The organism is Inquilinus ginsengisoli (genome assembly GCF_050434925.1).
In the GTDB taxonomy this organism is placed as follows: Bacteria; Pseudomonadota; Alphaproteobacteria; order DSM-16000; family Inquilinaceae; genus Inquilinus; species Inquilinus ginsengisoli_B.
Window position 1 is genome coordinate 7,310,568 of the sequence record NZ_JBNDJK010000001.1, and the last position, 24,982, is coordinate 7,335,549.

At 69.5% G+C, this 24,982-nt stretch carries 19 protein-coding genes; 11 read left to right on the forward strand and 8 right to left on the reverse strand.

Going from position 1 to position 24,982, the window contains the following annotated elements; genetic code table 11:
* Positions 1-3: 3 nt before the first annotated feature.
* The 10 genes from tssM to QFZ27_RS34325 all read left to right on the forward strand — a co-directional run bounded on the left by tssM (position 4) and on the right by QFZ27_RS34325 (position 15,576).
* A complete protein-coding gene (gene tssM, locus QFZ27_RS34280; RefSeq protein WP_429230998.1) occupies positions 4-3,651 on the forward strand; it encodes a type VI secretion system membrane subunit TssM in 3,648 nt (1,215 codons plus the stop codon).
* The gene (tagF, locus tag QFZ27_RS34285; protein ID WP_429231000.1) at positions 3,633-4,343 is read left to right on the forward strand and encodes a type VI secretion system-associated protein TagF; all 711 of its coding nucleotides are present in this window, start codon (positions 3,633-3,635) and stop codon (positions 4,341-4,343) included. Before tssM ends, tagF begins: the two co-directional genes overlap by 19 nt.
* Positions 4,340-6,622 (forward strand): bifunctional protein-serine/threonine kinase/phosphatase, encoded by a 2,283-nt coding sequence (locus QFZ27_RS34290; RefSeq protein WP_429231002.1) that lies wholly within the window; start codon positions 4,340-4,342, stop codon positions 6,620-6,622. Before tagF ends, QFZ27_RS34290 begins: the two co-directional genes overlap by 4 nt.
* A gap of 5 nt (positions 6,623-6,627) precedes the next feature.
* Complete coding sequence (locus tag QFZ27_RS34295; protein ID WP_429231003.1) at positions 6,628-8,631, forward strand: vWA domain-containing protein; 2,004 nt, start codon at positions 6,628-6,630, stop codon at positions 8,629-8,631.
* Positions 8,628-9,362: an ABC transporter ATP-binding protein gene (locus tag QFZ27_RS34300; RefSeq protein WP_429231004.1), complete on the forward strand. Its 735-nt coding sequence runs from the start codon at positions 8,628-8,630 to the stop codon at positions 9,360-9,362. Before QFZ27_RS34295 ends, QFZ27_RS34300 begins: the two co-directional genes overlap by 4 nt.
* Positions 9,363-9,369: 7 nt before the next feature.
* Positions 9,370-10,584 (forward strand): ABC transporter permease, encoded by a 1,215-nt coding sequence (locus tag QFZ27_RS34305; protein WP_429231006.1) that lies wholly within the window; start codon positions 9,370-9,372, stop codon positions 10,582-10,584.
* Complete coding sequence (locus QFZ27_RS34310; RefSeq protein ID WP_429231008.1) at positions 10,577-12,205, forward strand: formylglycine-generating enzyme family protein; 1,629 nt, start codon at positions 10,577-10,579, stop codon at positions 12,203-12,205. The genes QFZ27_RS34305 and QFZ27_RS34310 overlap by 8 nt, the downstream gene beginning before the upstream one ends.
* Before the next feature lie 17 nt (positions 12,206-12,222).
* On the forward strand, positions 12,223-13,500 hold the full coding sequence (locus tag QFZ27_RS34315; protein ID WP_429231010.1) for an ImcF-related family protein: 1,278 nt from the start codon (positions 12,223-12,225) through the stop codon (positions 13,498-13,500).
* Positions 13,500-14,999 carry a M23 family metallopeptidase gene (locus tag QFZ27_RS34320; RefSeq protein ID WP_429231012.1) on the forward strand — a complete coding sequence of 500 codons (1,500 nt, stop codon included), beginning with the start codon at positions 13,500-13,502 and terminating at the stop codon, positions 14,997-14,999. Before QFZ27_RS34315 ends, QFZ27_RS34320 begins: the two co-directional genes overlap by 1 nt.
* Positions 15,000-15,186: 187 nt before the next feature.
* Positions 15,187-15,576, forward strand: a complete 390-nt coding sequence (locus QFZ27_RS34325) for a DUF3060 domain-containing protein (protein ID WP_429231014.1) — start codon at positions 15,187-15,189, stop codon at positions 15,574-15,576.
* A 126-nt stretch (positions 15,577-15,702) separates the two neighbouring features.
* On the opposite strand, the gene QFZ27_RS34330 is transcribed toward QFZ27_RS34325, so the two are convergent.
* The 6 genes from QFZ27_RS34330 to QFZ27_RS34355 form a co-directional block, all read right to left on the reverse strand.
* On the reverse strand, positions 15,703-16,467 hold the full coding sequence (locus QFZ27_RS34330) for an SMI1/KNR4 family protein (protein WP_429231015.1): 765 nt from the start codon (positions 16,465-16,467) through the stop codon (positions 15,703-15,705).
* Between the two features lie 4 nt (positions 16,468-16,471).
* Positions 16,472-18,085: a PAAR domain-containing protein gene (locus QFZ27_RS34335; protein WP_429231017.1), complete on the reverse strand. Its 1,614-nt coding sequence runs from the start codon at positions 18,083-18,085 to the stop codon at positions 16,472-16,474.
* Positions 18,075-19,256, reverse strand: a complete 1,182-nt coding sequence (locus QFZ27_RS34340) for a hypothetical protein (protein ID WP_429231019.1) — start codon at positions 19,254-19,256, stop codon at positions 18,075-18,077. Before QFZ27_RS34340 ends, QFZ27_RS34335 begins: the two co-directional genes overlap by 11 nt.
* Before the next feature lie 12 nt (positions 19,257-19,268).
* Positions 19,269-19,790 carry a hypothetical protein gene (locus QFZ27_RS34345; RefSeq protein ID WP_429231021.1) on the reverse strand — a complete coding sequence of 174 codons (522 nt, stop codon included), beginning with the start codon at positions 19,788-19,790 and terminating at the stop codon, positions 19,269-19,271.
* 27 nt (positions 19,791-19,817) lie between these two features.
* Entirely contained in the window at positions 19,818-21,920 is a 2,103-nt protein-coding gene (locus QFZ27_RS34350; protein WP_429231023.1) for a type VI secretion system Vgr family protein, read from the reverse strand.
* Positions 21,921-22,200: 280 nt separating this feature from the next.
* Positions 22,201-22,890, reverse strand: a complete 690-nt coding sequence (locus QFZ27_RS34355; protein WP_429231025.1) for an SDR family oxidoreductase — start codon at positions 22,888-22,890, stop codon at positions 22,201-22,203.
* A gap of 135 nt (positions 22,891-23,025) precedes the next feature.
* On the opposite strand from QFZ27_RS34355, the gene QFZ27_RS34360 reads away from it, so the two are divergent.
* On the forward strand, positions 23,026-23,937 hold the full coding sequence (locus tag QFZ27_RS34360) for a LysR substrate-binding domain-containing protein (RefSeq protein ID WP_429231027.1): 912 nt from the start codon (positions 23,026-23,028) through the stop codon (positions 23,935-23,937).
* 153 nt (positions 23,938-24,090) lie between these two features.
* Here the strand turns inward: QFZ27_RS34360 and QFZ27_RS34365 are convergent, their stop codons facing one another.
* Both QFZ27_RS34365 and QFZ27_RS34370 read right to left on the reverse strand, forming a co-directional pair.
* On the reverse strand, positions 24,091-24,426 hold the full coding sequence (locus QFZ27_RS34365; RefSeq protein ID WP_429231029.1) for a dihydrodipicolinate synthase family protein: 336 nt from the start codon (positions 24,424-24,426) through the stop codon (positions 24,091-24,093).
* Positions 24,410-24,976, reverse strand: coding sequence for a dihydrodipicolinate synthase family protein (locus QFZ27_RS34370; RefSeq protein WP_429231030.1), 567 nt, complete (start codon positions 24,974-24,976; stop codon positions 24,410-24,412). The genes QFZ27_RS34365 and QFZ27_RS34370 overlap by 17 nt, the downstream gene beginning before the upstream one ends.
* Between the last annotated feature and the right edge of the window lie 6 nt (positions 24,977-24,982).

Sequence of the window (24,982 nt, forward strand, 5' to 3'; positions counted from 1 at the left end):
GTGATGCGCAAGATCGTCTCCATCCTGACGGCCCGCTGGTTCGTCTCCCTGGTCGGCGTGCTGCTGCTGTCGACGATCATCTGGTTCGTCGGCCCGCTGATCGCGGTGGCGGAGGTGCGGCCGCTCGAGGACGCCCTGGTCCGCGTCGTCATCATCGCCGCGATGCTGGTGCTGTGGGCGCTGGTGATCGCCTGGTCCGCCATGCGCAGCCAGCGGGCGAATGCGAAGCTGGTCGACGAGGTCGCGGCGGAGCAATCCGCCGTGCCGGCCGATGCGGCGGATGAGGAGATCGGGGCGATCCGCGACCGGCTGGCCGAGGCGCTCGCGGTGCTGCGCAAGACGCGCCTCGGCCGCAAAGGCCGCCGCCGCTGGCTGTACGAGCTGCCGTGGTACGTCCTGATCGGGCCGCCCGGCGCCGGGAAGACCACGGCGCTGCTGAACGCGGGCATCGATTTCCCGCTCGCCGACCGCACCGGCCAGGGCCAGAACGCGATCCGCGGCATCGGCGGCACCCGGAACTGCGACTGGTGGTTCACCAACGAGGCGGTGCTGATCGACACCGCCGGCCGCTACACCACCCAGGACAGCCATGCCGCGCGGGACGCCGCGGCCTGGAAGGGCTTTCTCGGCCTGCTCAGGCGCAACCGCCCGCGCCAGCCGATCAACGGCGCCATCGTCTGCGTCAGCATCTCCGACGTCGCGCTGATGCCGGACAGCGAGCGCCTGGCCCACGCCCGCGCCGTCCGCCAGCGGCTGCAGGAGCTGACGGACGAGCTCGGCGTCCGCTTCCCGATCTATGTCCTGTTCACCAAGGCCGACCTCCTGGCCGGGTTCTCGGAGTTCTTCGACAATCTCGGCCGCGAGGAGCGTGAGCAGGTCTGGGGCGTCACCTTCGCCCTCGACGAAGGCAAGGGCGAGACCGGCGTTGTCCCGGACTTCCTGCGCGAGTTCGACCTCCTGGTCGATCGGCTCAACGACCGCGTGGTCGAGCGGCTGCACCAGGAGCCGGACATCCAGCACCGCAGCCTGGTCTACGGCTTTCCGGCCCAGGTCGCCTCGATGCGCGATGCGCTGCACGAGTTCCTGACCGAGGCGTTCCGCCCCAGCCGATACGACGCCAGGCCCTTGCTGCGGGGTGTCTACCTCACCAGCGGCACCCAGGAGGGAACGCCCTTCGACCGGCTGATGGGGGCGATGGCGCGGTCCTTCGGCCTGGATCGCCAGCAGATGACGGCCGCGCATGGCCAGGGCCGCAGCTACTTCCTGACCGACCTGCTGCGCAAGGTGGTCTTCGCCGAAGCCGACATCGTCTCGACCAATCCGCGGCTCGAGCGCCGCCTGCGCTGGGTCCGCTGGGGCGTGACGGCCGCCGCCGCCGTGGCCGTGGTCGCGCTGACCGCCGCCTGGACCTTCAGCTACATCGGCAACCAGGCCCTGATCGCCTCGGCGCAGGACGGCCTTGACGACTACGCCGCGAAGCTGGGCGACGCCAAAGGGCCGGTCCGCGACGCCGACCTGGTTTCCGTCCTGCCCGCCCTCGACGCCCTGCGCGCGACGCCGACCGGCTATGAGCGGCAGAGCGATCCGGCGCCATGGTCGCTGCGCTTCGGCCTGTGGCAGGGCGACACCCTGTCCCAGGGCACCGTCCAGGCCTACCGGCACGCCCTGAACACCGTCCTGCTGCCGCGTCTGGTGCTCCGGCTGGAGGACATCCTGCGCAATGTGCAGCAGCCCTCCGACCTCGCCTATGTCGCGCTGAAGAGCTACCTGATGCTCGGCGGCAAGGCGCCGGAGGTGGATGCCGCCACGATCCTGGAATGGCTGCGCATCGATCTCGCGCAGCGCTATCCCGGCGAGCAGAACGTCGCCCTTCGCCAATCCGTCGAAGCCCACACCGCCGCCCTGCTCGAGCGGCCCCTGGCCGGAATCGGGATCGACGGCCGGCTTGTGGAACGGGTCCGCGGCATCATCGCCGCCACGCCCCCGGCGCAGCGCGCCTACGCGCTGCTCGCCGCCGGCCCCGACGCCGCCGCCCTGCCGGTCTGGACCGTGAGCGACCATGGCGGGCCCGAGACCCCGCGCGCCTTGGTCCGGGCCTCGAACAAGAGCCTCGGTGAGGGCGTGCCGGGGATCTTCACCTATCGCGGCTTCCACGACGTGGTGCTGACGGAGATCGAGGACGCAGCCCGCCTGGTGGCCGCGGACCGCTGGGTGACCGATCCGCAGGTGGGGGCGGAGGAGCCGGACGACGCAACCGTGGCCCGGATCGCCAGCGACGCGCTGCAGCTCTACTACAACGACTACATCTCGGCCTGGAACGCGCTCCTGGCCGACATCCGCGTGGTCCCGTTCGAAAGCCGGGCGCATGCGGTCGAGGTCCTGAACATCCTGTCCGGCCCCAGCTCGCCCCTGGCCGCGATCCTGCGCGGGGCGGCGCAGGAGACGGCGCTGACCAAGGAGGCCTCGGCCGCCGCAGGGCAGGCCGCGCCGGAGCTCAGCGCCGGCCAGAAGCAGGTGGCCAATGTCGCCGCCGCCCAGGCCGAGACCGTGGCGCAGAACCGCCTCGGCATGAGCGGCCGGATCGCCTCGCTGCTCGCCCAGGACTATGCCCGGACGCGCCTCGGCGCCGCCGCCTCGCCGTCATCGGACTCCGCGCCGCTGCCGGGCGCCTATGTGGAGGAACGATTCCGCGACCTGCACGCCTTCGTCGAAGGCCCGAACGGCGCCGCGGCGCCGCTCGACGACATGATCCGTACGCTGGCCGACGTCTATCGCCAGATGAACCGCAGCGCCATGACGCCGGGCGCCGCCGGGGCCGCGGCCAATGCCGAGCTCGGGGCCCTGGCACAGCAGCTCACCGCCTCGGCCGGCCGGGCGCCGGAGGCGATGCGCGGCTGGGCCGAGCAGATCGCCCAGGCCACCTCCAACGTCACCATCGGCGGGGCGCGGCAGACCCTGAACGCCGACTGGAACACCAGCGGCCGGCCGCTGTGCCAGACGGCGCTGGCCGGGCGCTATCCGCTCGCCCGCGGCGCCAGGCAGGATGTGAAGCTGGACGATTTCGGCCGGCTGTTCGCCCCCGGCGGGCTGATCGACGGCTTCTTCTCCGGAAACCTCGCGCAATATGCCGATACCTCACGCAATCCTTGGCGCTGGGCCAAGCTGAACAATGTCGATCTCGGCATCGCCGACAGCACGCTGGCGCAGTTCGAGAAGGCTGCCAGGATCCGCGACGCGTTCTTCCCGCAAGGCGGCACGGCGCCCAGCATCGGCTTCGAGATCGAGCCCGTCGACCTGTCGCCCGAGGCGGCCAGCGTGACACTCGACATCAACGGCCAGACCGTCTCCTACGACCACGGCCCGGTCCGCCCGGCGTCGATGCGCTGGCCGGGCACCGGGGCCGGCCAGGTCCGCGTCTCCTTCACCGCCGTCGACGGCTCGCCGAGCGGCGGCATCACCCTGGACGGCCCCTGGGCCTTGTTCCGGCTGGTCGACCGCTCCCGCATCGCCGGCGCCTCGGCCAGCGACCGGTTCCGCCTCACCATCAGCGAAGGCAAGGACAACGCCACCTTCGAGATCCGCACCGCCAGCGTCCTCAACCCCTTCACGCTGCCGCAGCTGAGGGAGTTCCAATGTCCGCAGGCCTTCTGATCGCGGCGGTCGAGAGCCCCGGCATCTTCGGCAAGCTGCCCTGGCTCGGGGACTTCGTCACCCGCCGGCTGCCCCACAGCTTCGTCGAGCCCTGGGACGACTGGCTGCAGCGCGGCATGGCGGCGACGCGCGAGGCGCTCGGCGACGGTTGGCTGGACAGCTTCCTGACTGCGCCGGTCTGGCGTTTCCTGCTGCCGGCGGGCAGCGCGGGTCCGGCGATGGCGGGGGTTCTGATGCCCAGCGTGGACCGGGTCGGGCGCTATTTCCCCCTCACCCTGGCCTCGCCGCTCGGCGCGGATCCAGGCCCGGAGGCGCCGCTGTTCGCCGCCGGATGGTTCGACGCGCTGGAGCGGACCGCGCTCGCCGCGCTCGACGACACCACGGCGCCGGAAGCGTGGGAAGCCGCGGTCGAAGGCCTCGCCCCCCCGCCGCTCACGGATGACGATCGGCCGCCGGTCGAGATCGGCGAAGGTTGGCAGGGAGCGCCGCTGTCCTCATCCGACGGGGTGGGGGCCGACGGGCTGGGCATCGCCGTGCTGCGCCTGGGGGCAGCGTCATCGACGGCTCCAGCCCGCTTCTGGACCGGCCCGGCTTCGGAGGGGTGGTACCTCGCCGGCGACGGATTGCCGCCGCCCACGATCTGGCCCCGGGCGTTCATGCCGGCGCGCTTCGCTGCGGAGCCCGCCCGGTGAAGCGCTTCCAGTTCCGATCGGCCGGCCGCACCGATGCGGGCGCGGTGCGGCATCACAACGAGGACGCGTTCCTGTCCAGGCCGGAGATCGGCCTGTGGGCGGTGGCCGACGGCATGGGCGGCCACCGACGCGGCGATCAGGCCAGCCGGATGATCGTCGAGGCCCTAGACCGGGTGCAGGTTCCCGACTCCGGAGCCGCCTTCATGGGCGACGTCCACGCCCGGCTGTCCGAAGTCCACGACGCCTTGCGGCAGGAGGCGGCGCGGGGCGGCGGGACGATCGGGTCGACCGCCATCGTGCTGCTGATCCATGCCGGCCGCTTCGTCTGCCTGTGGGCCGGCGACAGCCGTCTGTACCTGCTGCGCGACCGGCAGCTCTGGCAGATCACGCGAGATCATTCCTATGTGCAGGAGCTGGTCGACAGCGGCGTGCTGTCGCCGGAGGCGGCCCTTCACCATCCCCAGTCCAATGTCATCACCCGGGCGGTGGGCGCGACGGATGCGCTGGAGCTGGAAATGGAGCGGAGCGTCGTGCTGCCGGGCGACGTCTTCCTGCTGTGCAGCGACGGCCTGATCGCGCGTCGTCTCCGAGGGCGAGATCGCCAACCTGCTGGACGCCATGCCGCCCGAACAGGCGGCGACCGCGCTGGTCGACCTGGCCCTCGGCCGCGGGGCGCCGGACAATGTCACTGTCGTGATCCTGGACTGCGAGGACGACGAGGAACGCACCGTGCCGCCGCGCCGGCCGAACGGAGGCTGGTCGTGACCGCCGGGCCCGAGCGCCGGTCCGAGGATGCATTGCCGAGAGTCCCGGAACCGCCGAGGGGGCCGAAGCCTGCGACCGAGCTGTCGCCCGGCGAGACCGTGCTGTTCACCTACCGCATCGTGCGGCTGATCAGCCGCGGCGGCATGGGCGAGATCTACGAAGCCGAGCACATCGACCAGCAGACGCGGCACGCCATCAAGATCATCCTGCCCGAGCTGATGGGTGACGAGGCGATCGTCGCCCTGTTCCTGCGCGAGGCGCAGTCGCTGCGCAAGATCCGGCACGCCGCCATCGTCAGCTATGATGGGCTGTTCCGCGACGAGTCGAGGCGCCTCCACCTCGTCATGGAGTATGTCGATGGCCCGTCCCTGAGCGAGCGGCTGCGCGACGGGCCGCTGACGCCGGAGGAGGTGGTGGCCCTGCGCGACCGTCTGGCCTCCGGGCTCGCCGAGGCGCACGACATCGGCATCTGCCACCGCGACCTGTCCCCCGACAACATCCTGCTCGAGCATGGCCGGCTCGGTGGCGCCAAGCTGATCGACTTCGGCATCGCCAAGCTTTCCGATCCGGACGCCCAGACCGTGGTCGGCAGCGCCTTCGCCGGCAAGTTCTCCTGGGCGTCGCCGGAGCAGGTCGGGCTGTTCGGCGCCCAGGTGGATTCCCGGTCCGATATCTACAGCCTCGGGCTCGTGCTCGCCGCCGCCGCCCGCGGCCGGCCGCTCGATATGGGCCGGTCGATGATGGCAGTGGTCAACGCCCGCCGGACCGTCCCGCGGCTCGACGGTGTGCCGCCGAGCCTCGCCCCCCGGATCGCGAGAATGCTCGAGCCCGATCCGCTCGACCGGCCGCAATCGATGCGAGAGCTCGTCACCGCCACCTCCGGACAGGGGCCGGCGCCGTCGGCCGGGACGCCATGGCGCTGGGTCGCCGCAATCGCCACCCTCCTCTGTCTCGTCCTAATCATGGCCGGCGGCGTCTGGTGGCAATGGCGCCGGACTGCGCCTTTGCAACCGCAGCCGTCGACGGCGACATCCGCCCCTGCCATCGAGGTGGTGCGATCGGAACCGCCGCGGCCTGAACCGCCGCGATCGACACTGGTGCCATCGGAGCCGGCGCAGCCAAAAGCGGCGCAGCCGAACGCGGAGACCCCGGCCGAGGCCGGGGCCGCAATCCGTCAGGATTCTGCTCCGCCCCTGGATCGGCAGCAATTGCCCCGGCTCCTGGACCTGCCGCCGCACGACCTGTATCTGGCCGGGCGGCGCTTCCTGCAGGAGAAGCGCGACGCGGACACCGCGCTGGTCCTGTGGGAGGAGGCCGCGCGGCACGGCAGCGGCGAGGCCGCGCTCGGCATCGCCCGCTTCTACGATCCGGCCTCCTGGGACCGGGGGCCCCACCCCTTCACCGCGCCGAACCCGGCCAAGGCCCGAGAGTTTTATTCGACCGCCCTGGAACGGGGGATGGAGGATGCCCGGCCGCGTCTCCAGGCCCTCGGCAACGCAGGTTCCGAACCATGATCCGAATGGCTCCCCTCGCCCGCATCCTCGCGGTCTGGCTGTCGGCGACGCTCGCTACCGGCACGGCGGCGGCGCAGACCCCATCCGCACCGGCCGAAGCCCGGACGCCGCTGCTGATGCCGGGGACGACGAGCCTGTGGCAGCGCGTGCTGACCCGTCCGGGTGCCAAGGCCACGGCCGAACCGGGCGGGGCTTCGGCAGGCCCGGAGATCCCGGCACTGTCCATGCTCTTCGTCTATGGCCGGGCGAAAAGCGGGGACGCCGACTGGATCGAGATCGGCACAACGCCGGGCGGCCGGACGCTGGGGTGGATCCCGGCGGCAGAGGCGATCGACTGGAAGCAGACCATGGTCGTCCTCTTCGCCAACCCGGTGAACCGCGACCGCGCGCTGTTCTTCAAGGAGTCCGATCCGCTTCTCACGTTGATGGAATCACCCGACGCCGCCGCCCGGGCCGCGACGCTTCGCCAAGCCGCCGAAACCCGCGCTTTGCCCGCGGACAGCCCGGTGACGGCGATCGAGCCACCGAGTTGGATCGACCCGGCCAAGACCTTCTATCTGCTGCCGATCCTGAACTGGACCGATGGCTACTTCGCCAGCGGCTTCTCGGGGCTGGCGCTCCAGGTCGCCGCGACATCGCTGCAGGAGAAGCCCGACCAGCCCGAGCCGGCCAAGCCCGATCCCGAGGAGGCGGCCAAGCTGCTGGAGGGGTACCGCGCCGGCGTGGTCTTCGTCGTCGACACCACCATATCGATGGAGCCCTATGTCGCCCGCACCCGCGCCACCATCGAGGCGCTGACCGCGAAGCTCGCGGCGTCCGAGGAGGGCGACCGGGTCAGCTTCGGCCTGGTCGGCTTCCGCGACGTGATGCCGGACGGCTCGCCCGACGGCTACATCACCAAGGTGTTCGCGACCCTGGCCGACGGGCACGACCGGGCGTCGTTCCTAGGACGCCTCGACGCCGCATCGGCCTCGACGGCGGATAATCTCGACTTCCGCGAGGATGCTCTGGCCGGCGTGAAGTCCGCGCTCGACGACATCGATTGGACCGGCGTCGCCGGCCGCTTCGTCGTGCTGGTCAGCGACGCCAGCCCGCGGCGTGCCAGCGATCCCTATTCCTCGACCCATCTCGACCCGGACCAGCTTCGCCTCCTGGCCCAGTCCAAGGGCGCGGCGCTGATGGTGATCCATCTGGAGACGCCGGCCGGCAAGGCGGACCACGCGGCCGCCGAGGACGCCTACACGCCGATGACCGCTTACCCGAACATCGGCAGCCTGTATTTCCCGGTCGAGGGCGGCGACGTCCGGACCTTCGGCACGGTGATCGATCGGATCTCGGAAACGATCCTCCGGCAGATGGATACGGCCCCCCAGGCCGCGGTTGTGGATGGGTCACCCGCGGCGGCATCCCCGGCGAAGCCGGCGGCAGAGACGAGCGAGAACGCCTTCGCCCGCGCCGGACTTGTCGGTCGCGCCATGCAGCTCGCCTATCTCGGCCGGATGGAGGGGAACCAGCCGCCTCGCCTGTTCTCGGCCTGGGTCTCCGACCGTGACATCGCCAACCCGGCCCGCAAGGCGCTCGACGTGCGGGTGCTGATCAGCCGGAACCAGCTGTCGGATCTGCAGGCGACGCTGAAGGCAATCATCGACGCCGGCGAGTCGACGCGCGTGGCGCCGAACGATTTCTTCCGCCAGCTGCGCAGCGCCGCCGCGACCATGGCCCGGCGGCCGGAGGGCGTCGGCGGCGAGAATGCCCGCCGGCTGGCCGATCTCGGCCTGATCGGCGAATACCTCGAGGGCCTGCCCTATCGCAGCCGGATCATGGAGCTGAGCGAGGACGACTGGCTGTCCTGGAGCTTCGGCCAGCAGCGCCAGTTCCTCGACGACCTCGAGGCAAAGGTCGCGCTGTATCGGCAGATCTACGACAACACCGATCTGTGGATCGCCCTCGACGGCGACCGCAGCGGCGGCGATGCCGTCTCTCCGATCCCGCTCGACGCCCTGCCATGAACGTCCTGGCGCCCCCGCCGGTCTACGCCCTGCGCGACGTGACGCTGCGCCGCGGCGGGCGCAGCGCCGCCTTCGAGCTGCATGTCAGCAACCTCGTCGTCCAGCGCGGCGAGATCTGGTTCCTGACCGGCCAGTCCGGCTCCGGCAAGTCGACCCTGCTGGATCTTCTGGGTGGCACGCTGGCCCCCGACAGCGCCGGCGCCTTCCATCTGGCCGGCGGCAAGGGCTCGCCGGTCGACCTGGCCCTGCTCTGGCGCCGCCGGCGGCACGATGCCCTCGCGGCGCTGCGGGCCAACAGCATCGGCTATGTGCTGCAGAACGGCGGGCTTCTGCCCTATCTCACGGTCGGGGAGAACATCGCCCTGACCGCCCGCGTGGCCGGCCGGCACGACCTGGAGCATCTGCGCACCCTGGCGCGTCGGCTCGGCCTCGCACGGCTGCTCGACGTCCAGCCGCGCCGCCTGTCGGTCGGCGAGCGCCAGCGCGTGGCCATTGCCCGTGCCCTCGCCCACCGGCCCGACATCCTGTTGGCGGACGAGCCCACGGCGTCGCTCGACCCGCCTACGGCGGAGCAGGTGTTCGGCCTGCTGATCGAGACCGTCCAGCAGTTGAAGACCACGGCGATCATCGCCTCGCATGACTGGGCCAGGGCCGAGGCCGGCGGATACCGGACCTTCGGCCATGCCCTGCGGCGCGAGCAGGATGCCGTGCGCGCCTACTTCTGGACCTGAGCCGGTCATGCGACGGATTGCGCTCGCGGCGCGCCTCGCCGCCAGGGATTTCGGCCATGACTGGCGGATCGTGCTGTGCCAGGTGCTCGGCCTCACCGCGGTGCTGGCGCCGCTGCTGGTCCTGTTCGGGATGCGCTTCGGCCTGATCGACACCCTGGCCCAGCGGCTGATCGAGGATCCGCGCAACCGCGAGATCGTGCCGGCCGGCAGCGGCCGGTTCGACGCGGCGTTCTTCCGCGACCTGGCCGGGGAGGATGGGGTCGCCTTCATCGTGCCGGCGACCCGCTCGATCGCCGCCAGCTTCACCCGGCTGCGCAAGGCGGATGGCGGCGGCCGCCCCCTCTCCGGCGTCGCGTTGCTGCCGTCGGGGCCGGGCGATCCGCTGCTCGCCGGCAATGCGCCGCCGGCCGGGGATGCGGTCGTGCTCGGCCGCCGGCTGGCCGACAGCCTCGGCACGGCTGTGGGCGACCGGCTCACCGCCGAGATCACGCGGCAGCGCGACGGCCGTCTCGAGGCGCAGCGTCTGGCCCTCGCCGTCTCCGGCATCACCGACGCGCCGATCGCGCCAGCCGACGCCCTGCTGGCGCCGCTCGACCTCCTCACCGCCACCGAGGATTGGCGGGACGGCTTCGCCGTCGGCGACCGGGGCTGGACCGGCGTGCCGCCGCCAACCGCGGACCGCGTGTTCGCGCGGTTCCGCCTCTATGCCCGCTCGATCTACGACGTCGGCGCGATCGAGGCGCGGCTCAAGGAACGAGGCGTTGAGGTCCGCACGGCTTCGGCCGAGATCGCGCAGATGCAATTGATGGACCGCAATCTCGGCATTGCCTTCTGGTTGATCGCCGGCTGCGGCGCGTTCGGCTATCTGGTCTCCCTCGCCGCCAGCCTGCGCGGCCATGTCGAGCGCAAGCGGCGGGACTTGGCGATGCTGCGGCTGATCGGGCTGCCGACGCGGTCCCTGGTCGCTTTCCCGGTTGTGCAGGCGGTGCTGATCGCGGTGCTCGGCGTGGTCCTCGCCGGACTCGTCTTTCAGGGCGCGGCCACCGCACTTAACACCATCTTCGCCGGCAGTCTGCAGCCCGGCGAACGCATCTGCCGCCTGTTGCTGGTCCATTTCGGCATCGCCGCGGCGGCGACGATCCTGGCCGCGCTGCTGTCGGCGAGCTGGGGCGGCCTGCTCGCCGCCCGCATCCAACCGTCCGAGGGACTTCGTGATGTCTGACCGACCCGCCCGGCCCCTGCGCGCCGCGCTTCTGGGATTCGCGGCCTGGCTGGCAATCGCCGCCCCGGGCCGGGCGGCCGAGACCATCACCTGGCCCGAGGAGTCCTACAATCCATCGCCGGCACCCGGCGATGTCGTGCTGCCCCTGCCCTGCGGCGGCGCGATGACCTTCCGGCGCATCGACCTGCCCTCCGCCGGCGTTCTCGACGACGTCCGGGTCCAGCTCGGCGACGCCCAGCCGGAGCTGGGCTTCCTCAGCGACCGCCGCTTCGAGGTCATCGCCGGCTCCTTCACCGACGCGGCGACGCCGGGCGTCCGCTATTTCCTGATGGGCAAGTACGAGGTCACCCGCGCGCAATGGGACGCGCTGGCCGGCGGCGAGTGCCCGAACCCGACGATGCGAACGCGCGTGCCGCAGACCGAGGTCTCGTGGTTCGACGCCGTGGCCTTCGGCCAACGCTATTCCGAATGGCTGATCACCCATGCGCGCGACGTGCTGCCGTCGGAATCGGGAACCCCCGGCTTCGCCCGCCTGCCGACGGAGGACGAATGGGAGTATGCGGCCCGCGGCGGCATGTCGGTGTCGTCGGAAACGTTCCTGGCATCGCGGTTTCCGATGCCGAGCGGCGTTCCGGCCGAGTATCTCTGGTACCAGGGCACCGGCTCGGCGGAAGGCAAGCTGCATCCGATCGGCCTGCTCAAGCCCAATCCGCACGGCCTCCACGACATCCTCGGCAACGCATCGGAGATGATGTTCGAGCCGTTCCGGCTGAACCGGCGCGGCCGACTGCACGGTCAGGCCGGCGGCTTCATCGTCCGCGGCGGCGACTTCACCATGCCGCTCGACCAGATCCGCTCCGGCATGCGGGTCGAGATGCCCTACTACGCCGGCAGCAGCGGCAAGGCGACCGAGACCCGCCAGCTCGGGCTCCGCCTGGCAGTGGCCGCCCCGGTCATCACCTCGCCCGAGCGGCTGGCGGAGATCGAGCGCGAATGGCGCGCCATGCCGTCGTCGAGCGAGAGCCCGGCCAATGCCCGGCGTGAGGATTCGGCCCTGAGCACGCTGGATCGCCTAGCCGACGAGGCCGGGGACGAGGCCGTCAAAGCCGAGTTGCACGGCGTCGGGCAATCGATCCGGGAAGCGCTGGTGGACCGGAACGACGCCCGAAACCGGACGGTCCGGTCGCTGGTCAATGTCGGGGCGCTGCTCGGCAACAAGCTGCGCACCGATCAGCAGCGCCTGCTGGCCGTGGGCCAAGCGATCGAGCAGGTGGCGCGCCCCGCTTTGCGGCAGTTGCAGTCACGGCGCCAGGATACCCAGACCCGCAAGGCGCTCGGCGATGCCGAGGCGCAGATGCAGCAGATGGAGAAGCAGCGTTCCGGGCTGGAGGACACGGTGCGCACCTCGCGCGAGATCTATGTCGACACCGTGCTGAGCACCGCCGGCGACTATTCGGACGAGGTGGTTCAGGCGCAGGTGCCGACGCTGAAGGCGGAGCTGCACGCCCGCGGCTCCGACTCGCTGCTGCCCTATGTCGACATCTTCGTGCTGCACATGCAGCGGATGCGCGATAACGGCGCCGCCGAGCCCCAGAGCCTTGTCGACGACCTGACCCGATGACCCGGCGGCGGACATGGATGGCGGTGCTGGCGGGCGGGTTCGTCGTCGCGGCCGCTCTCCTGGCCGCCATCCATATCGACAATCGGCAGCTCGCCAGGGAGGCGCGGTCGGCGATAGCGGAGGCCCGCGCCGTCGCTCCCGACCCCGCCGCGTCGCCGGACGATCCGGCCGTCGCCCTCGATGCGCTGGACCGCCTCTCCGCCTCCCCGCTCGCCGGCGCGCCGCCCGCCTGGTGGCGACGGACCGGCCTGAACGCCGCGACTCTCGACGAACTGCGGACGGAAGCCCAGCGACTGGACCGCGACCTGTTGCGCGACGGGTTTCTGTGGCGGCTGGCGGGCCGGATTCTCGAGCGGATCGAGCGCCCGGAGGTCGCGCCCGAGCTCGCCTTCGAAGGGCTGAAGGCGGTCCTCGCCCTCGGTGACGCGAATGTGCCGCGACAGGACGATCTGGTCCGCCTCTGGGCCGCGATCGACTGGTCGATAACCGAGCCCGCCGCCGACCGACGCGAGCGGCTGGCGCACCACCTGAACCGGGCCCTGGCCGCGGAGCCGCGCCTCGTGCCCCGGGTGGACGCCGGGGCAATCGACCGGGTCCGGACCCGCCTCCGGCAGACGCCGCTCGCGGTCCGGGCCTATGCCGCGATCCGGAGCTCCGAGGCGGCGCAGGCACTGCCGCCGTTCCGCGCCGATCTCGTCCTCGGGGCCGACAGCTGGGCGCTGGCCCGCCGGTCCGGTGCTTCCCTCGCCACGCCGATCCCGGGCCTGCTCACCGCGGACGGCTTTCATCGGGTGATGGCGCCGGCGCTGGCCGACCTCTCCGGCGCACTGCAGGCCGATGCCTGGGTGCTGGGCGAGGGCGAACGGCCGGAGACTGTCGGACGCACGCTCGCCGCGACCGTGCTCGGGCTGTATCTCGACGACGCGGCCAGGGCCTGGGACAGCCTTCTGGACGATCTCGAGATCTTGCCGGCCCGGACCGACAACACGCGCCAGGTCATCGACGCCCTGACCCGATCGCCCGGACCGCTCCTGCGCCTGGCCATCGCCGCGCGCCAGGCCACGCTGTTCGACCGGGCGAGCGGTGCGGATGCGGCGCGGCTTTCGGCCCTGGCCGAGGCCGTCGGCGGCACCAGGCCATGGTCGGCGATCGACCGCCGCTATGCCTGGCTCCTCACGGGCGACGGCGCGGACCTGCCCGGCTTCGCGGCGCTGATCGACGCGGCGCGTCCGCTCGTCGATTCGGCCGGCGGGCTGCCGGATGATGCGCCGCCATCGACCTCGCCGCTCGACTGATGCCGGAGGTCGCCCCCCGGCCGGGCGCGGCAGCACGCGCCGCCTGCGACGCCGGCATCGCCGGGGCGCCCCACGCGCTGTGCCGGCCGGAGGTCGGGCTCTGGGCCCTGGCCGTGCCGGGGAGCGACACTCCGGGTCTTCGCGACGAGGCCTCGGCCGTGCTGAGAGATCTCGCAGCGCTGCCGGCCGGGCTCAGCCGGGCGGAGCTGGCCCGGGCGGTTCGCCGGCGGGTCGAGCGGGAAGCGCTTCGGTCCAGTCACCGGCAGCAGTCCCGCCGGCGATCCGAGGGCGTGTCCATCCTGGCCGCGATCGTCAGCCTGCCGCATGTGATGTGCGTCCGGACCGGCGCGTGCGGCCTCTACCGTCTCGGGCCGGACGGCCTCGCTTCTCTCCCCTTCGACGGTCGATCTCCACCCGCGAAGACCACTTCCCACCCGGAGGTGACTCGCATCCACCTGGAAGCCGGAGACCGGCTCGTCCTGGCCTCTGGCGATCTGTCGACCGGCATGGCGCGGCCCGTCGATGCGTCCCTACTCCACGAGCCGCCCGATGCCGTGGCCCGGCGACTGGCCGCGCACGCCGCCACACCGGACGCGCCTCAGCCGGCGGTGCTTGTGCTGGCCACGCGGACCGCCCCGCATGACGGCGTATCACAGCCGGCATCACCGTCGCACGATCGATCGCCTGCGGACGGACGCACTCGCCTCGCCGGACAGGCTCCGCTTCCGCTCCTTCTGGGCGTCGGGGCATTGGCCGTGCTCACGGTGCTGGCGGTCGCTCTGGCGCTGTCGTACCGGGCTCGACCGCCGCGGACGGAGCCGCCCGCCCCGGTCGCCGTGGCCGGCCCGGACCTTACAGCGCTCGGCCTGTCATCGGCAGATGTCGCGGCCACCGACCGGCGCCTGGCGCAGACCGTGCGCTTGGCCGTGGCGGTCGCGGCGGTCGACCGCGCCCTGGACCGGCTCGACCTGCCGCCGCCGGCCGGCCCCGCCCTGATCGCGGACCCGTTCTCGCCCGCCGTGCTCGACGCCCATGCCCGCCTTCTGGCAGCTCGCCTGCCGGGGCTGCCGTTAGCGCCGCCCCTGCGAGTCGCGTATCAGAAGTCGAGCCCTTTCGGCGTGCGCGTCCATCCGATCACCGGCCTGACGATCATGCACATGGGCGTCGATCTCGTCGCCCCGGCGGGAACGCCGATCTTCGCCACCGGTGCGGGCCGGGTCCTGCGGTCGGGCATCGCCGGCGGCTATGGCAACATGGTGGAGATCCAGCATGCGGACGGGCTGGTCACCCGATACGCGCACATGCGGTCCCTCGCGGTCGGCGTGGGCGATCCGGTCACGGCGGGGACCGTTGTCGGCACGCTCGGCTCCACGGGCGAATCGACCGGGGCCCATCTGCACTACGAGATCCGGCGCGGAGCTGCCGCGGTCGACCCGATGCCCTTCCTCGAGACCGGCCAGGCCCTGAAGGAGGTCCTGCTTATCGCGTTCCGGAAATGAAGATTTTGGACCCGCCGATGGAAAAACACGCGGCTGCCCGCATCCGGCGACATGATCGCATTCGAACAATGTTCATCCGTTCCCACGACAGGCACAGTATTCTTACAGGAACCTGTCGGGAGCTGCCGCGGATCAGGTCGGATCGGACCGACCATGGAGCTCACCGGCCATGAAGGGGAAGGAGCCGATGACCGCGATCAAGAGTCGACGGATGACCCGGATGATCTCCGGTATCGCAGCCATGCTCGGATTTTCGATTGTTCCTGGTGCTCCATCGCAGGCGGAGATCCTGATCCTGCAGGCTGCGGCCGAACGCCAGCCCATCGCCTGCGCCGACCGCGACGTCGTCATTCGCGCCGACGACCAGCGTTACACCCTTGCGGGCAAGTGCCGTTCGCTCATCCTCGAAGGCGACCGCAACATCGTCTCGATCGGACTGGCCGCAGGCGCCACGCTGACCGTGTCCGGATCGCAGAACCAGGTCTATTGGACGAAGAAGTCCGAGACGCCTTCGATCGTCGACGCTGGCAGCGACAACCGTATCGCCCCGCTCGGCGGCGAACAGCCCCGGCGCTGACGGCGGCCGGCGCTGCGGCCCGACCGGTTCCCGGCGTCTGCCGGGCGGGCGGGCCTCCGACCGAACCCGGATGGAGCGCGATAGCCGCCTCCCTGGCGACGAGATCGCCGTAGATCGGATCAATACCTACGGCTCTTCAGCCTCGAGCATATATTGGCGGGCCTGGGGCAGCGTCGTCTCCTCGGTCCATTCGGTTTCGAAGTCACCCATGATTTGCGAAAGATCTCCGACGGCGGCTTCGATGGCCGATCTTTCCCGTGCGCCGACGCAAATCAGCGGCTGCCCCGGGTCGTCGGCGAGAATGGTAATCAGCTTGTTGTCCTGCCGGAGATGCAGTTGCCTGGCGCTGCTGAACCATTGACGGGCGTAGCCGGCATCTTCCAACATTTGGGCCGCTCTGCGTGCCTCAGGACGGCCTGTCGGCGAACGTATCATCACCCATGAGCCGGTCGCGCACTGTTCGAACATGAAGCCATGCGAGAAGCACATCGCCGGCAAGCTTCTATGGGCATAGTCGCCCGGCTGGCCGTCGCTCAGGAAGACGACGTTACGATCCCCTCCATCCGGTGCTGCAATAATCCCCAGCCCCTCGAAGTCCACTCCGACAGCAATCGGGATGCAGCGCTCGAAGCTGTGCTCTGTGGTCTCTTCCAGGATGCGTTCACAATATGAGATGACCGCGTCGATCGAGCTGTCTATCCTTTCAGTATAAAATAAACCACCATCTGATTTGCCCATCGCAGCTAGAAATTCTCGGTAATCCTTGGGTAGACTCGTTCTGAGTATCGAAGTCAGTTCCAGAGTATCGCCCGCAGCGGCCGGCCTGATCCCTGAAAGGAAGCCCGGATCGAATTCCAGAATGCGGGATTTCAGTTCGTCGACCCAGCTCATCGTCCTACTCTCCTGACGATCCGCGACGCGCATGGCGCATAATCTCATGCTTATTGAGATCGCAGTTGCGACACGGCTTCATCTGATCTTTTACCTTCTGTCCGGTTTCGGGGGATACATATCTTTGCTCGCTCGGAAGCTTGTAATTGTTCTTCCCCTCCGAAAGCTGGATTGTCTCGCTCCCGACGATCGGGCTGTCCGATCGGCGAGCGGCCGATGCCGCCCGCGGCTCGGCGCAGTTCCGCGGATCCAGCATGCGCCGGGGATGGCGCCCCACGGGAAGGTTGGGGTCGGCCTCGCCGCTCACGCGCCAATTGGTTTGTCCTTGGGAATTCAGGCCACGAGAGGGGTCCGGCTCCACCATTGTGTTGCCTGAGCCGTCGACGGTGAAGCGTCTCCCCTGCGAGTTCAGCTCGCGCTCGACATCACGGGCGATTGCCCGCCCCGCATCCCCCGAGAGGCCCACGGAAACGCTTCCATCCGCATGAACGAAGACATGCGCGGCACCAGGCGGGCTTATCAATTCACTTCGAAGCACCGACGTCTCGCCTGCTCCATCGACGACGAAAGTTCTTCTACCCCTGCTCCAGGCGTTGACCCTCCTAACCGCCTCCCGCACTTGCTGGGCCGCCGCATAGGCCGCCGGGGAACGGGGCGGCCAGGACTTGGTTGGTGCAGCCGGCAGCGCTGGCCTCTCCGGGGCCGGCGGCAATGCCCGCTGCGGCGGCCGGGCCGCCGGTGGCTTCTCCGCCCGCGAGGCCGCCCGCGCCTGCCTGGCCGCACCGGCCGCCTTGCCGAGGCCCTTGAACGCCCCCTTCATCGCCGCGCCCATCGCCATCGCCATCAGCGACGGCATCGGCACGCCGCCGATGATGACGTTCGGGCTCGCCGTCACCGTGGTCCCGATCGGCACGCCCAGCGGCGGATCGCTCGGCCCGACCTTGAACGACGAGAACACGCAGTGCTTGGTGATGTCGACGCCGATCCGGGCCGCCCGCATCCCCTCGATCCAGACCGAGGAGGAGCCGAGGAAGATCTCGAACATCGGGAAATAGCCGCCGCACCAGATCCCCAGCCCCATGTCGAGGCAGCGCCCCGCCGGCATGCCGTTGATCAGCACCGTGCTGGCGCCCGACAGGAATGGGATCGGAATCACCGGGCCGAAGCTCGGTAGCGGGATCGGCGGCGCCGGCGGGATCAGGTTCGGCGGGTGGGTGTGGGCGTGCGGCAGGCCGATGGCGAAGTCGAGGATGCGCACCGCCGGCAGGGCCGGGAACGGAATCGCCGAGAACGGGATAGAGATCAACTGCTCGGCCGATGTCAGCGCGCCGAACACGCCGCCGGTCGTGGCCAGGGCGCCATCGGCGTCCTTGACCGCCTTCAGCGCTTCGACCAAGCTGCCGGCCTGCATCTTCATGGCGCCCGGGACATCGCCGACCGGGGTCGAGCCGATATGGCTCAGATCCATCGAGCTGGTCGCGCCCTGCTGGCCGAAGCCCTCGCCGGTGTGGGTCCAGACGTCTAGCGGGTTAGGCCCGCCGGCCGGGGACTGGGCCGTGTGCGCCGCGTTGCCGCCGCGGGTGATGACCCCGCCGACGGCGTTCGGATCAAGGGCCATTTCCGGCCCGTCCCAACCGTTCCAGCTTGGCGCGGATGTCCGCGCGGCCGGCCTCCCGCACATCCTGCAGCGCCGGGTTGGTGATGCCCTCATACAGGCCCTGGGCATAGCGCCAGACCCGGGCGGCCTCGTCCGGCCGGCCCAACTCCTGATGCATCGCCGCGAGATTGTCGCAGGCGAAGGCCTCGCCCGGCCGGTTGCCCTGCACCCGGAAGAACCGGCTGCCGACGCGCAGCGCCTCGAAGGCCTGGTCGAAACTGCCGAGGCGGTGCAAGGCGACGCCGAGATTGGTGTAGGCCATCGGCGCCAGCTCGTTCAGCTGATGCGCGACGCAGAGGTCGCAGGCCCGCAGAAAGGCTTCCACCGCCTCCTCCGCCCGCCGCTCCGCCAGAAGCGTGTTGCCGAGACCATAGGCCCCGATCGCCTGCTCCAGCGGCTCGTCGGCCGTCTCCGCGGCTTTGAGCTGCTGCCGCTGCAGCGCTTCGGCCCGCGGGTAGTCCCGGTTCGAGAAGGCGAAGCCGGCGGCCATCAGCAGCGCCCGCCGGTGATCCGATGGGGATGTCTGGGTGGAACGCTCCAGCGTGGCGTTCACCCGCCGCTCCATCTCCTCCGGCGAGCACCAGAAGACCTGGCGGCTCACGCCGGGACGATCCGCCTCGATGGAGCTGAGGAAAGGGTCTCCCCGGCCATGGAGGACGATGAATTTCAGTCTCGGGCTGGTGACCTTGTCGGCCAGGAAGGCGATCGACCGGGTGAAGCCGTCCCGATCCTCGATGGCCTCGGGATCGATCAGGAACACCAGGCTGCCGACCTTGTCCGGCAGGGCATCGGCGAGGCCTTCCGCGCGCCGCAGGAACCGCCATGGCGCGGACAGGCCGGCATCGTCCGCGAGCCCGATGCCGGCTTCGGCCAGGGCGTCCGCATGCTGCTCGATCTGCGCATCCAGGCCGTCCAGCAGGCTGCCGAACCAGCCGGCCGGATCGCGGAAGGGCTCGGCATGCGCGATCAGCAGGTGAAGGAAATCGTCCTGCTCGTCCAGCCCGCCCAGCATCCGGAGCAGGACCCCGCGCATCTCCGGGTCGACGAGGACGATGCGGACCACCGGACCCGCTTCGTCCATGAAGTCCTCGAGCTGATCCAGCTGCTCGGAGAAGAACGCCGTCAGGGGCATGGCGAAATCCCGTCAGGCAGACCGCTTGCGGCCGTTGGGGCGCGACCCGCCGGGCCGTATCGTCGCCTCGTCGAGGGGATCGTGGGGCGGGGCGGCCGCCGGTGGGCGTCGACCGGCCGCAGCCGATGCCTTTCGGGGCGGTGCCGATAGATCGGCCACCGCCGCGGCTGGGTCGGCGGGCGTGCCGCCGGAGGGGATCGCGGGATTCGGGCGGGCCGTCTGGGGGCCGGGCCTTGCCGACTCCGTCGGCATCTGCGGCATCGCCGGCGCTCGCGGCAGCCCGGTGAACTTGGCAGGCCGGGCGCGCGGCACCTCGGGAAAAGGCACCAGATCCGGGGACGTCGGCAGCATGTGCCCCGCCAGCTCCATCGACCCGGCCGGTATCGCGGCCGGGTCGGCGGCCGGCGGGCCACCAGCCGCCTGGGCCACGAGCGGCCGCACCTGCTTGTTGGTGGCCTGGTGAAGAGTGACTTCCTTCATGCCATGGGCGGCCGCCATGGCCGGCGCCGAAATCTTGGCTCCGCCAAAGACCATCTGGTCCTCCCTCTTGCTGCGGTCGGGTCAGTTCAGCCGGATCAGGGGGCCCTTCTGCGAGATGCCCTCGCCATTCATCTCCAGGGTCGAGCCGGCGGCCTGCTTCTTGATGCTGTTGCGGCCGCCGGTGACAACGCCGTCCTTGTCGATCGAGACGAAGTTGTCGTCGGCCTGCCACGCCTGCACCACGGCGTCGGAATGGATGCCGATGCCGTCGGCGCTCATATGGATCTGGTGGGCGCCCTCGCCGGCCGCATCCTGGGTGACGGTCTTGCCCTTGGTGTAGACGCCATCGCCGTCGATCGAGACGAAATTGGCCGCTTCGCCCTGCACGGCCTGGACCTTTGCGGTCGAGCGGATCTGGACGCCGGCGTCGCTCAGCTGGATCGCATGCCCGCTACCGAAGGAGATGGTGATGCCGCTGGCGTCCATCCGGATCATGCTGCCCAGGTGCTGCAGCACGATGTCCGCGGGCGTCATCATGGTCTGCGACGCCTGCACCGTCGTCATGTGCAGCGTCTGGGCCGCCGCCGTATAGGCGTTGCCGACGGTCAGCAACTTGTTGCTGTTGACGATCTCGCTGGCGTCCTTCTGGGCGTGCAGAAAGACCTCCTCAGCGCCGGCCTGGTCCTCGAAGCTCAGCTCGTTGAAGCCGGCACCGCCGGGGCTCGATGCGGTCTTCAGCGACGTCCTGGTCCGGTTCGCGGGCAGCGACAGCGGCGGCATCTGATCCGTGTTCGGCACCACCCCCACCACCATCGGCTTGTCGGGATCGCCCTCGACATAGGCAATCAAGACCTCCATGCCGACGCGCGGGATGGTCTGGGCGCCCCAGTTGCGCCCTGCCCAGGGCTGCGACACGCGCAGCCAGCAGGAATCGCTGTCGTCGCCCTTGGCGTAGCGGTCCCAGGGAAACCGGACCTTGACCCGGCCGTACTGGTCGGTGTGGATCTCCTCTCCGGGCGGACCGACGACGATGGCCGTCTGGATGCCGTCGATCCGCGGCCGTGGCGTCCTTTGTGCCGGCGTGTAGCGCACGGCGGCGGGGATGGCGGTGAAGCGGTTGGAGTAGCCGGGCGGTGCCGCGCCGCCGGCGGCGTAGGTCGTGTCCTGCGCCGCGTGACGGACCGCGACGACGGCGTAGCCCGCATTCTCGGCCGCGGCCGGATGGCCATACAGCGTGAACTCCTGGCCCGGCCGGACGCGGCGATTGCCGCTTTCGGCCTCGATCATCTCGAACTGCGCCTCATGCGCCTCGATCCGCCGCTTGGTCGCCTGGTTCGCGCGGTCGTGATCGGTGAAGCGGCCGCCCCATCGATAGAGCTCGAACAGCTTGTTGGCGTTGACCGGCGCGAGCGAGGGCTGGTCCTGCATCTGCGGCGATCGCGGTGTCTCGAAATTCCAGTCGGCCTCGGCCAGCCGTCCCGGCAGGAAGCTGAAGCGGCGGGTCCAGGCCGTGACGTTGTTCAGATCGACATTGGTCGTGGCGTAGCGGATCTCCGGCTCGTCGCCCGGCGTCCAGGCATGGGGTCCATCCGCGACCACCAGCACATGCCGCCCCGGCGCCCCGTCTTCGCCGGGCTCGTGCCGGAACCACCAGGCCCAGCCCTCCTCCTCCAGCAGGCGGAAGATGAAGTCCAGGTCGGTCTCGTTGTACTGGACGCAGTATTCGCGCACCGGCTTCACGCCGATCACCGGCCCGAAATCATAGTCGCGGATCTTCGCCTCCTCGAAGATCGTCTCGAGGATCTGCTGGGTGGTCTTGTGCTGGAAGATGCGGCAGTCGGAGGAGTGCCCGAACAGCCAGATCCAGGGATGGGCGGTGACGGTATAGGCGCGCATGCCGTCGCCCAGCGCGGGGCCGGCATCGAGCGCACCGACCACGCCGGACCATTCCCGCCTGGCGCCGCCCGGCAGTTCCAGCGTCCAGGAGATCGGCAGGCCGATCATCTCCGCCGGCGTCACATCCTGGCGTTTCGAGCGGACGCGGAGCCGGAACGAGAAGAGGCCGCAGAGCTCCTCCTCGCCATCCATCCCCTCGAGCAGGAAGACATCCGGACCGATCGGCGTCTCGATGGCCAGAAGACGCCCAACCTGCGTCAATGTTCCGACATAATCGTAGGACGGCATCTCCCGCTTCCATTCAAGACATGAAGCCCAACTCCCCGAGAGAATCGACCATAACAAATCACGACAGCAGATTCCAGTCACTGACTAGGAAAATTTCTATCACCAGAGGACAGGCGAAAATTACTTTCCGCCAATAAGTAAAACAATGTTCACTTTAGTGATATTGCATGAATTCTCGATATATGAACTTGATAATTTTTGTATTCCGTTTAATTGTTAGAGAAGCTCAGACAGACGGACGCTGCAATTCACGGCAATAGGATCACAGCCTCGCCGCCGATCACACCGACCGGGTCAGACCGCCATCGACCTTGAGATTCTGGCCGGTGATGTAGCCCGCCCCTGCCGAAGCCAGAAAGGCGACGGTCGCAGCGATTTCGGCGCTTGTGCCGTAGCGCTTCATCGGCACGGCGACGCGGCGCTCATCCGTCTCCGGCAGGCTGTCGATCCAGCCGGGCAGGACGTTGTTCATGCGAACGTTGTCCGCGGCATAGGTGTCGGCGAAGATCTTCGTATAGGCAGCAAGCCCCGCCCGGAACACAGCCGATGTCGGGAACATGGCCGACGGCTCGAAGGCCCAGGCCGTGGAGATGTTGATGATCGCGCCGGACTTCTGCTTCTGCATGATGGGAACGACGAGCCGGACCGGACGGATGACGTTCATCAGGTAGACGTCCAATCCCGTGTGCCACTGTTCGTCGGTGATCTCGACGATCGGAGCACGCGGGCCATGGCCAGCGCTGTTCACCAGGACATCGACGCGGCCCCACGCCCCCATCGTCGCGTCGACCAGGCGCTTGAGATCGTCGACGGATTGGTTCGAGCCCGTGACACCGATGCCGCCGAGTTCGGCGGCGAGCGCTTCACCCTTACCCGAAGACGACAGAATGGCCACCTTGTATCCGTCGGCGGCAAGACGCCTCGCGCTTTCCGCGCCCATGCCGCTGCCACCGGCCGTGATGATTGCCACTTTTTCTACTGACATCGTCCAATCCTTCCGTTCGGGCCTGGCCCGAAGATTGCCTATTCCTGCCTCTTAAAATAGCATTTCTCTCAGGCGGCGACGAAACAGTTCCACTCTCATGTAGCAGTAGAAAAACTATCGATGAGCAACTCTCCCGGACAGCTTCCCTCCCTCAATGCCCTGAAGGCCTTCGAGGTCGCATCGCGTCATCTGAACTTCAGGTTGGCGGCCGAGGAACTCGGTGTCACTCAGGGAGCGGTCGCACAGCAGGTCCGGGGACTGGAAGCCGAACTCGGCGTGAAGCTGTTCGAGCGGCTACCGCGGACCCTGGCGATGACAGGCGAGGGGCGAAGTTATATCGCGGATATCCGGCGCGCCTTCGAAATCATCGCAAGAGCGACGAACGAGCTGAGACCGCAACCGGTCAGGCTCACGATCAGCACCACCCCGACATTCGCGTCCAAATGGCTGATCCCGCGCCTGCCGGACTTCACGGCGCGCTATCCGGACCTTGCCCTGCATGTCCTCTCCACCGAACGCATGTCCGGCTTCCAGGCGGACGGCGTCGACCTGGCCGTCCGATATGGACGACCGCCGTTCGGGCCGGGTTTGGCGACCGAGCTGTTGTTCGAAGAAGAGATCATCGCCGTCGGCAGCCCCATGTTGCTGGCTGCGCGGCGGTCGCCAAGGACGTCGGAGGAACTTGCGGACTACACGCTGCTTCACGATTCCCATAACTTCTGGCCGGAGTTCATTGAGAAACATCTCGGACCGCGCGACCAGACCTCGTTCAAAGGGATCAGTTTCAGCCAGACGTCACACGCGATCGAGGCCGCGATCGCCGGGCAAGGCGTCGTTCTCGCGAACCGGAATTTCGTTGCACGGGATATGGCCGAAAGCCGCCTGATCCGTATCCTGGAGCGATCGCTTCTCGGTCCATCGAACTTCTACCTGGTATGGCCTCGCCATCGCAAATCGGCTGCCCGCGATATGGTGATCGAGTGGATGGTCGATGAAGCAAAGAAGCAATGTTCATGGCCGGCGCCCCGCTGATCCTACCCGGCGCTGGCTGAACCCCGCATCGGGTTGTTTCGGCAGAGCGAGAAGCGCGACGCTCTCAACCTCCGTGCCCCACCGGGCGCATCCAAGGCTCAGGCTCCAAGAGAGGCCGTCACCAGCGGGATCGTGCGCTGGACGTCCCGCCCGCTACTCCGCCGCCTCGACATGGGCCCGGGAGATCTCGGCGATCCGGCGGTCGACCGCCTCGATGATCAGCACCGGGCCGCGGCTGCGGCCGACCTCCGGCATTGCATGGCTCAGCGCGCGCTTGACCATCGTCGGCGGGAAGCCCAACCCATACAGCTCCTGGCGCAGGGCCCTGAACCGGGCCTGATGCGCCTCCGCCGCCGCCAGATCGCCGCGGATGAAGGCGGCATGGAGGGCGTTGAGGGTCACCGGGCAGACATTGCCCAGGCCGGAGATGCAGCCCGCCGCGCCGTGGCGCAGTCCGTGCAGCACCAGGAAATCAGGCCCGACCAGCACGTCGAAATCCGGGCGGCCGCGGGCGATCGCCAGGAAGGCGTCGAGGCTCTCCTGCGACCCCGGCGCTGTCCTTGATGCCGATGATGTTGGGATGGTCGACCAGCGCCCGGACGGTGTCCGGCTCCAGCGTGTTCCCGGTGCGCGCCGGGAGATTGTAGAGGTACAGCGGCACCGACAGCGCATCGGCCACGCGCCGATAATGGTCGGTCAGCTCGGCCTGCGAGCAGGCGATGAAGGACGGCGTGATCGCCGAGACTGCCTGGACGCCCAGCCGCTGGACCTGCCTGCCAAGGGCGATGGTCTGGCCGGTGGAGATCTCGCCGATATGGGCCAGCACCGGCACCCGGCCGTCAGCGGCCGCGACGCAGGTTTCGGCCAGCCGCACCTTCTCATCGACCGACAAGGCGTAGAACTCGCCGTTGGTGCCGGCGCAGAACACGCCATTCCCGGCTGCGGCCTGACGGCCGACCTGACGGCGCAGCGCCGCGAGATCCACCGCCTCGTCCCGGTCGAACGGGGTGACGATGGCGACGAAAGGACCGGTGATCATGTTTCC

What these genes read in the sequence shown, in the direction of transcription:
- tssM (WP_429230998.1), top strand. Translation starts at nt 4, where the DNA reads ATGCGCAAGATCGTCTCCATCCTGACGGCCCGCTGGTTCGTCTCCCTG.
- tagF (WP_429231000.1), top strand. Translation starts at nt 3,633, where the DNA reads ATGTCCGCAGGCCTTCTGATCGCGGCGGTCGAGAGCCCCGGCATCTTC.
- QFZ27_RS34295 (WP_429231003.1), top strand. Translation starts at nt 6,628, where the DNA reads ATGGCTCCCCTCGCCCGCATCCTCGCGGTCTGGCTGTCGGCGACGCTC.
- QFZ27_RS34300 (WP_429231004.1), top strand. Translation starts at nt 8,628, where the DNA reads ATGAACGTCCTGGCGCCCCCGCCGGTCTACGCCCTGCGCGACGTGACG.
- QFZ27_RS34305 (WP_429231006.1), top strand. Translation starts at nt 9,370, where the DNA reads ATGCGACGGATTGCGCTCGCGGCGCGCCTCGCCGCCAGGGATTTCGGC.
- QFZ27_RS34310 (WP_429231008.1), top strand. Translation starts at nt 10,577, where the DNA reads ATGTCTGACCGACCCGCCCGGCCCCTGCGCGCCGCGCTTCTGGGATTC.
- QFZ27_RS34315 (WP_429231010.1), top strand. Translation starts at nt 12,223, where the DNA reads ATGGCGGTGCTGGCGGGCGGGTTCGTCGTCGCGGCCGCTCTCCTGGCC.
- QFZ27_RS34320 (WP_429231012.1), top strand. Translation starts at nt 13,500, where the DNA reads ATGCCGGAGGTCGCCCCCCGGCCGGGCGCGGCAGCACGCGCCGCCTGC.
- QFZ27_RS34325 (WP_429231014.1), top strand. Translation starts at nt 15,187, where the DNA reads ATGACCGCGATCAAGAGTCGACGGATGACCCGGATGATCTCCGGTATC.
- QFZ27_RS34330 (WP_429231015.1), bottom strand. Translation starts at nt 16,467, where the DNA reads ATGAGCTGGGTCGACGAACTGAAATCCCGCATTCTGGAATTCGATCCG.
- QFZ27_RS34335 (WP_429231017.1), bottom strand. Translation starts at nt 18,085, where the DNA reads ATGGCCCTTGATCCGAACGCCGTCGGCGGGGTCATCACCCGCGGCGGC.
- QFZ27_RS34340 (WP_429231019.1), bottom strand. Translation starts at nt 19,256, where the DNA reads ATGCCCCTGACGGCGTTCTTCTCCGAGCAGCTGGATCAGCTCGAGGAC.
- QFZ27_RS34345 (WP_429231021.1), bottom strand. Translation starts at nt 19,790, where the DNA reads ATGGTCTTTGGCGGAGCCAAGATTTCGGCGCCGGCCATGGCGGCCGCC.
- QFZ27_RS34350 (WP_429231023.1), bottom strand. Translation starts at nt 21,920, where the DNA reads ATGCCGTCCTACGATTATGTCGGAACATTGACGCAGGTTGGGCGTCTT.
- QFZ27_RS34360 (WP_429231027.1), top strand. Translation starts at nt 23,026, where the DNA reads ATGAGCAACTCTCCCGGACAGCTTCCCTCCCTCAATGCCCTGAAGGCC.
- QFZ27_RS34370 (WP_429231030.1), bottom strand. Translation starts at nt 24,976, where the DNA reads ATGATCACCGGTCCTTTCGTCGCCATCGTCACCCCGTTCGACCGGGAC.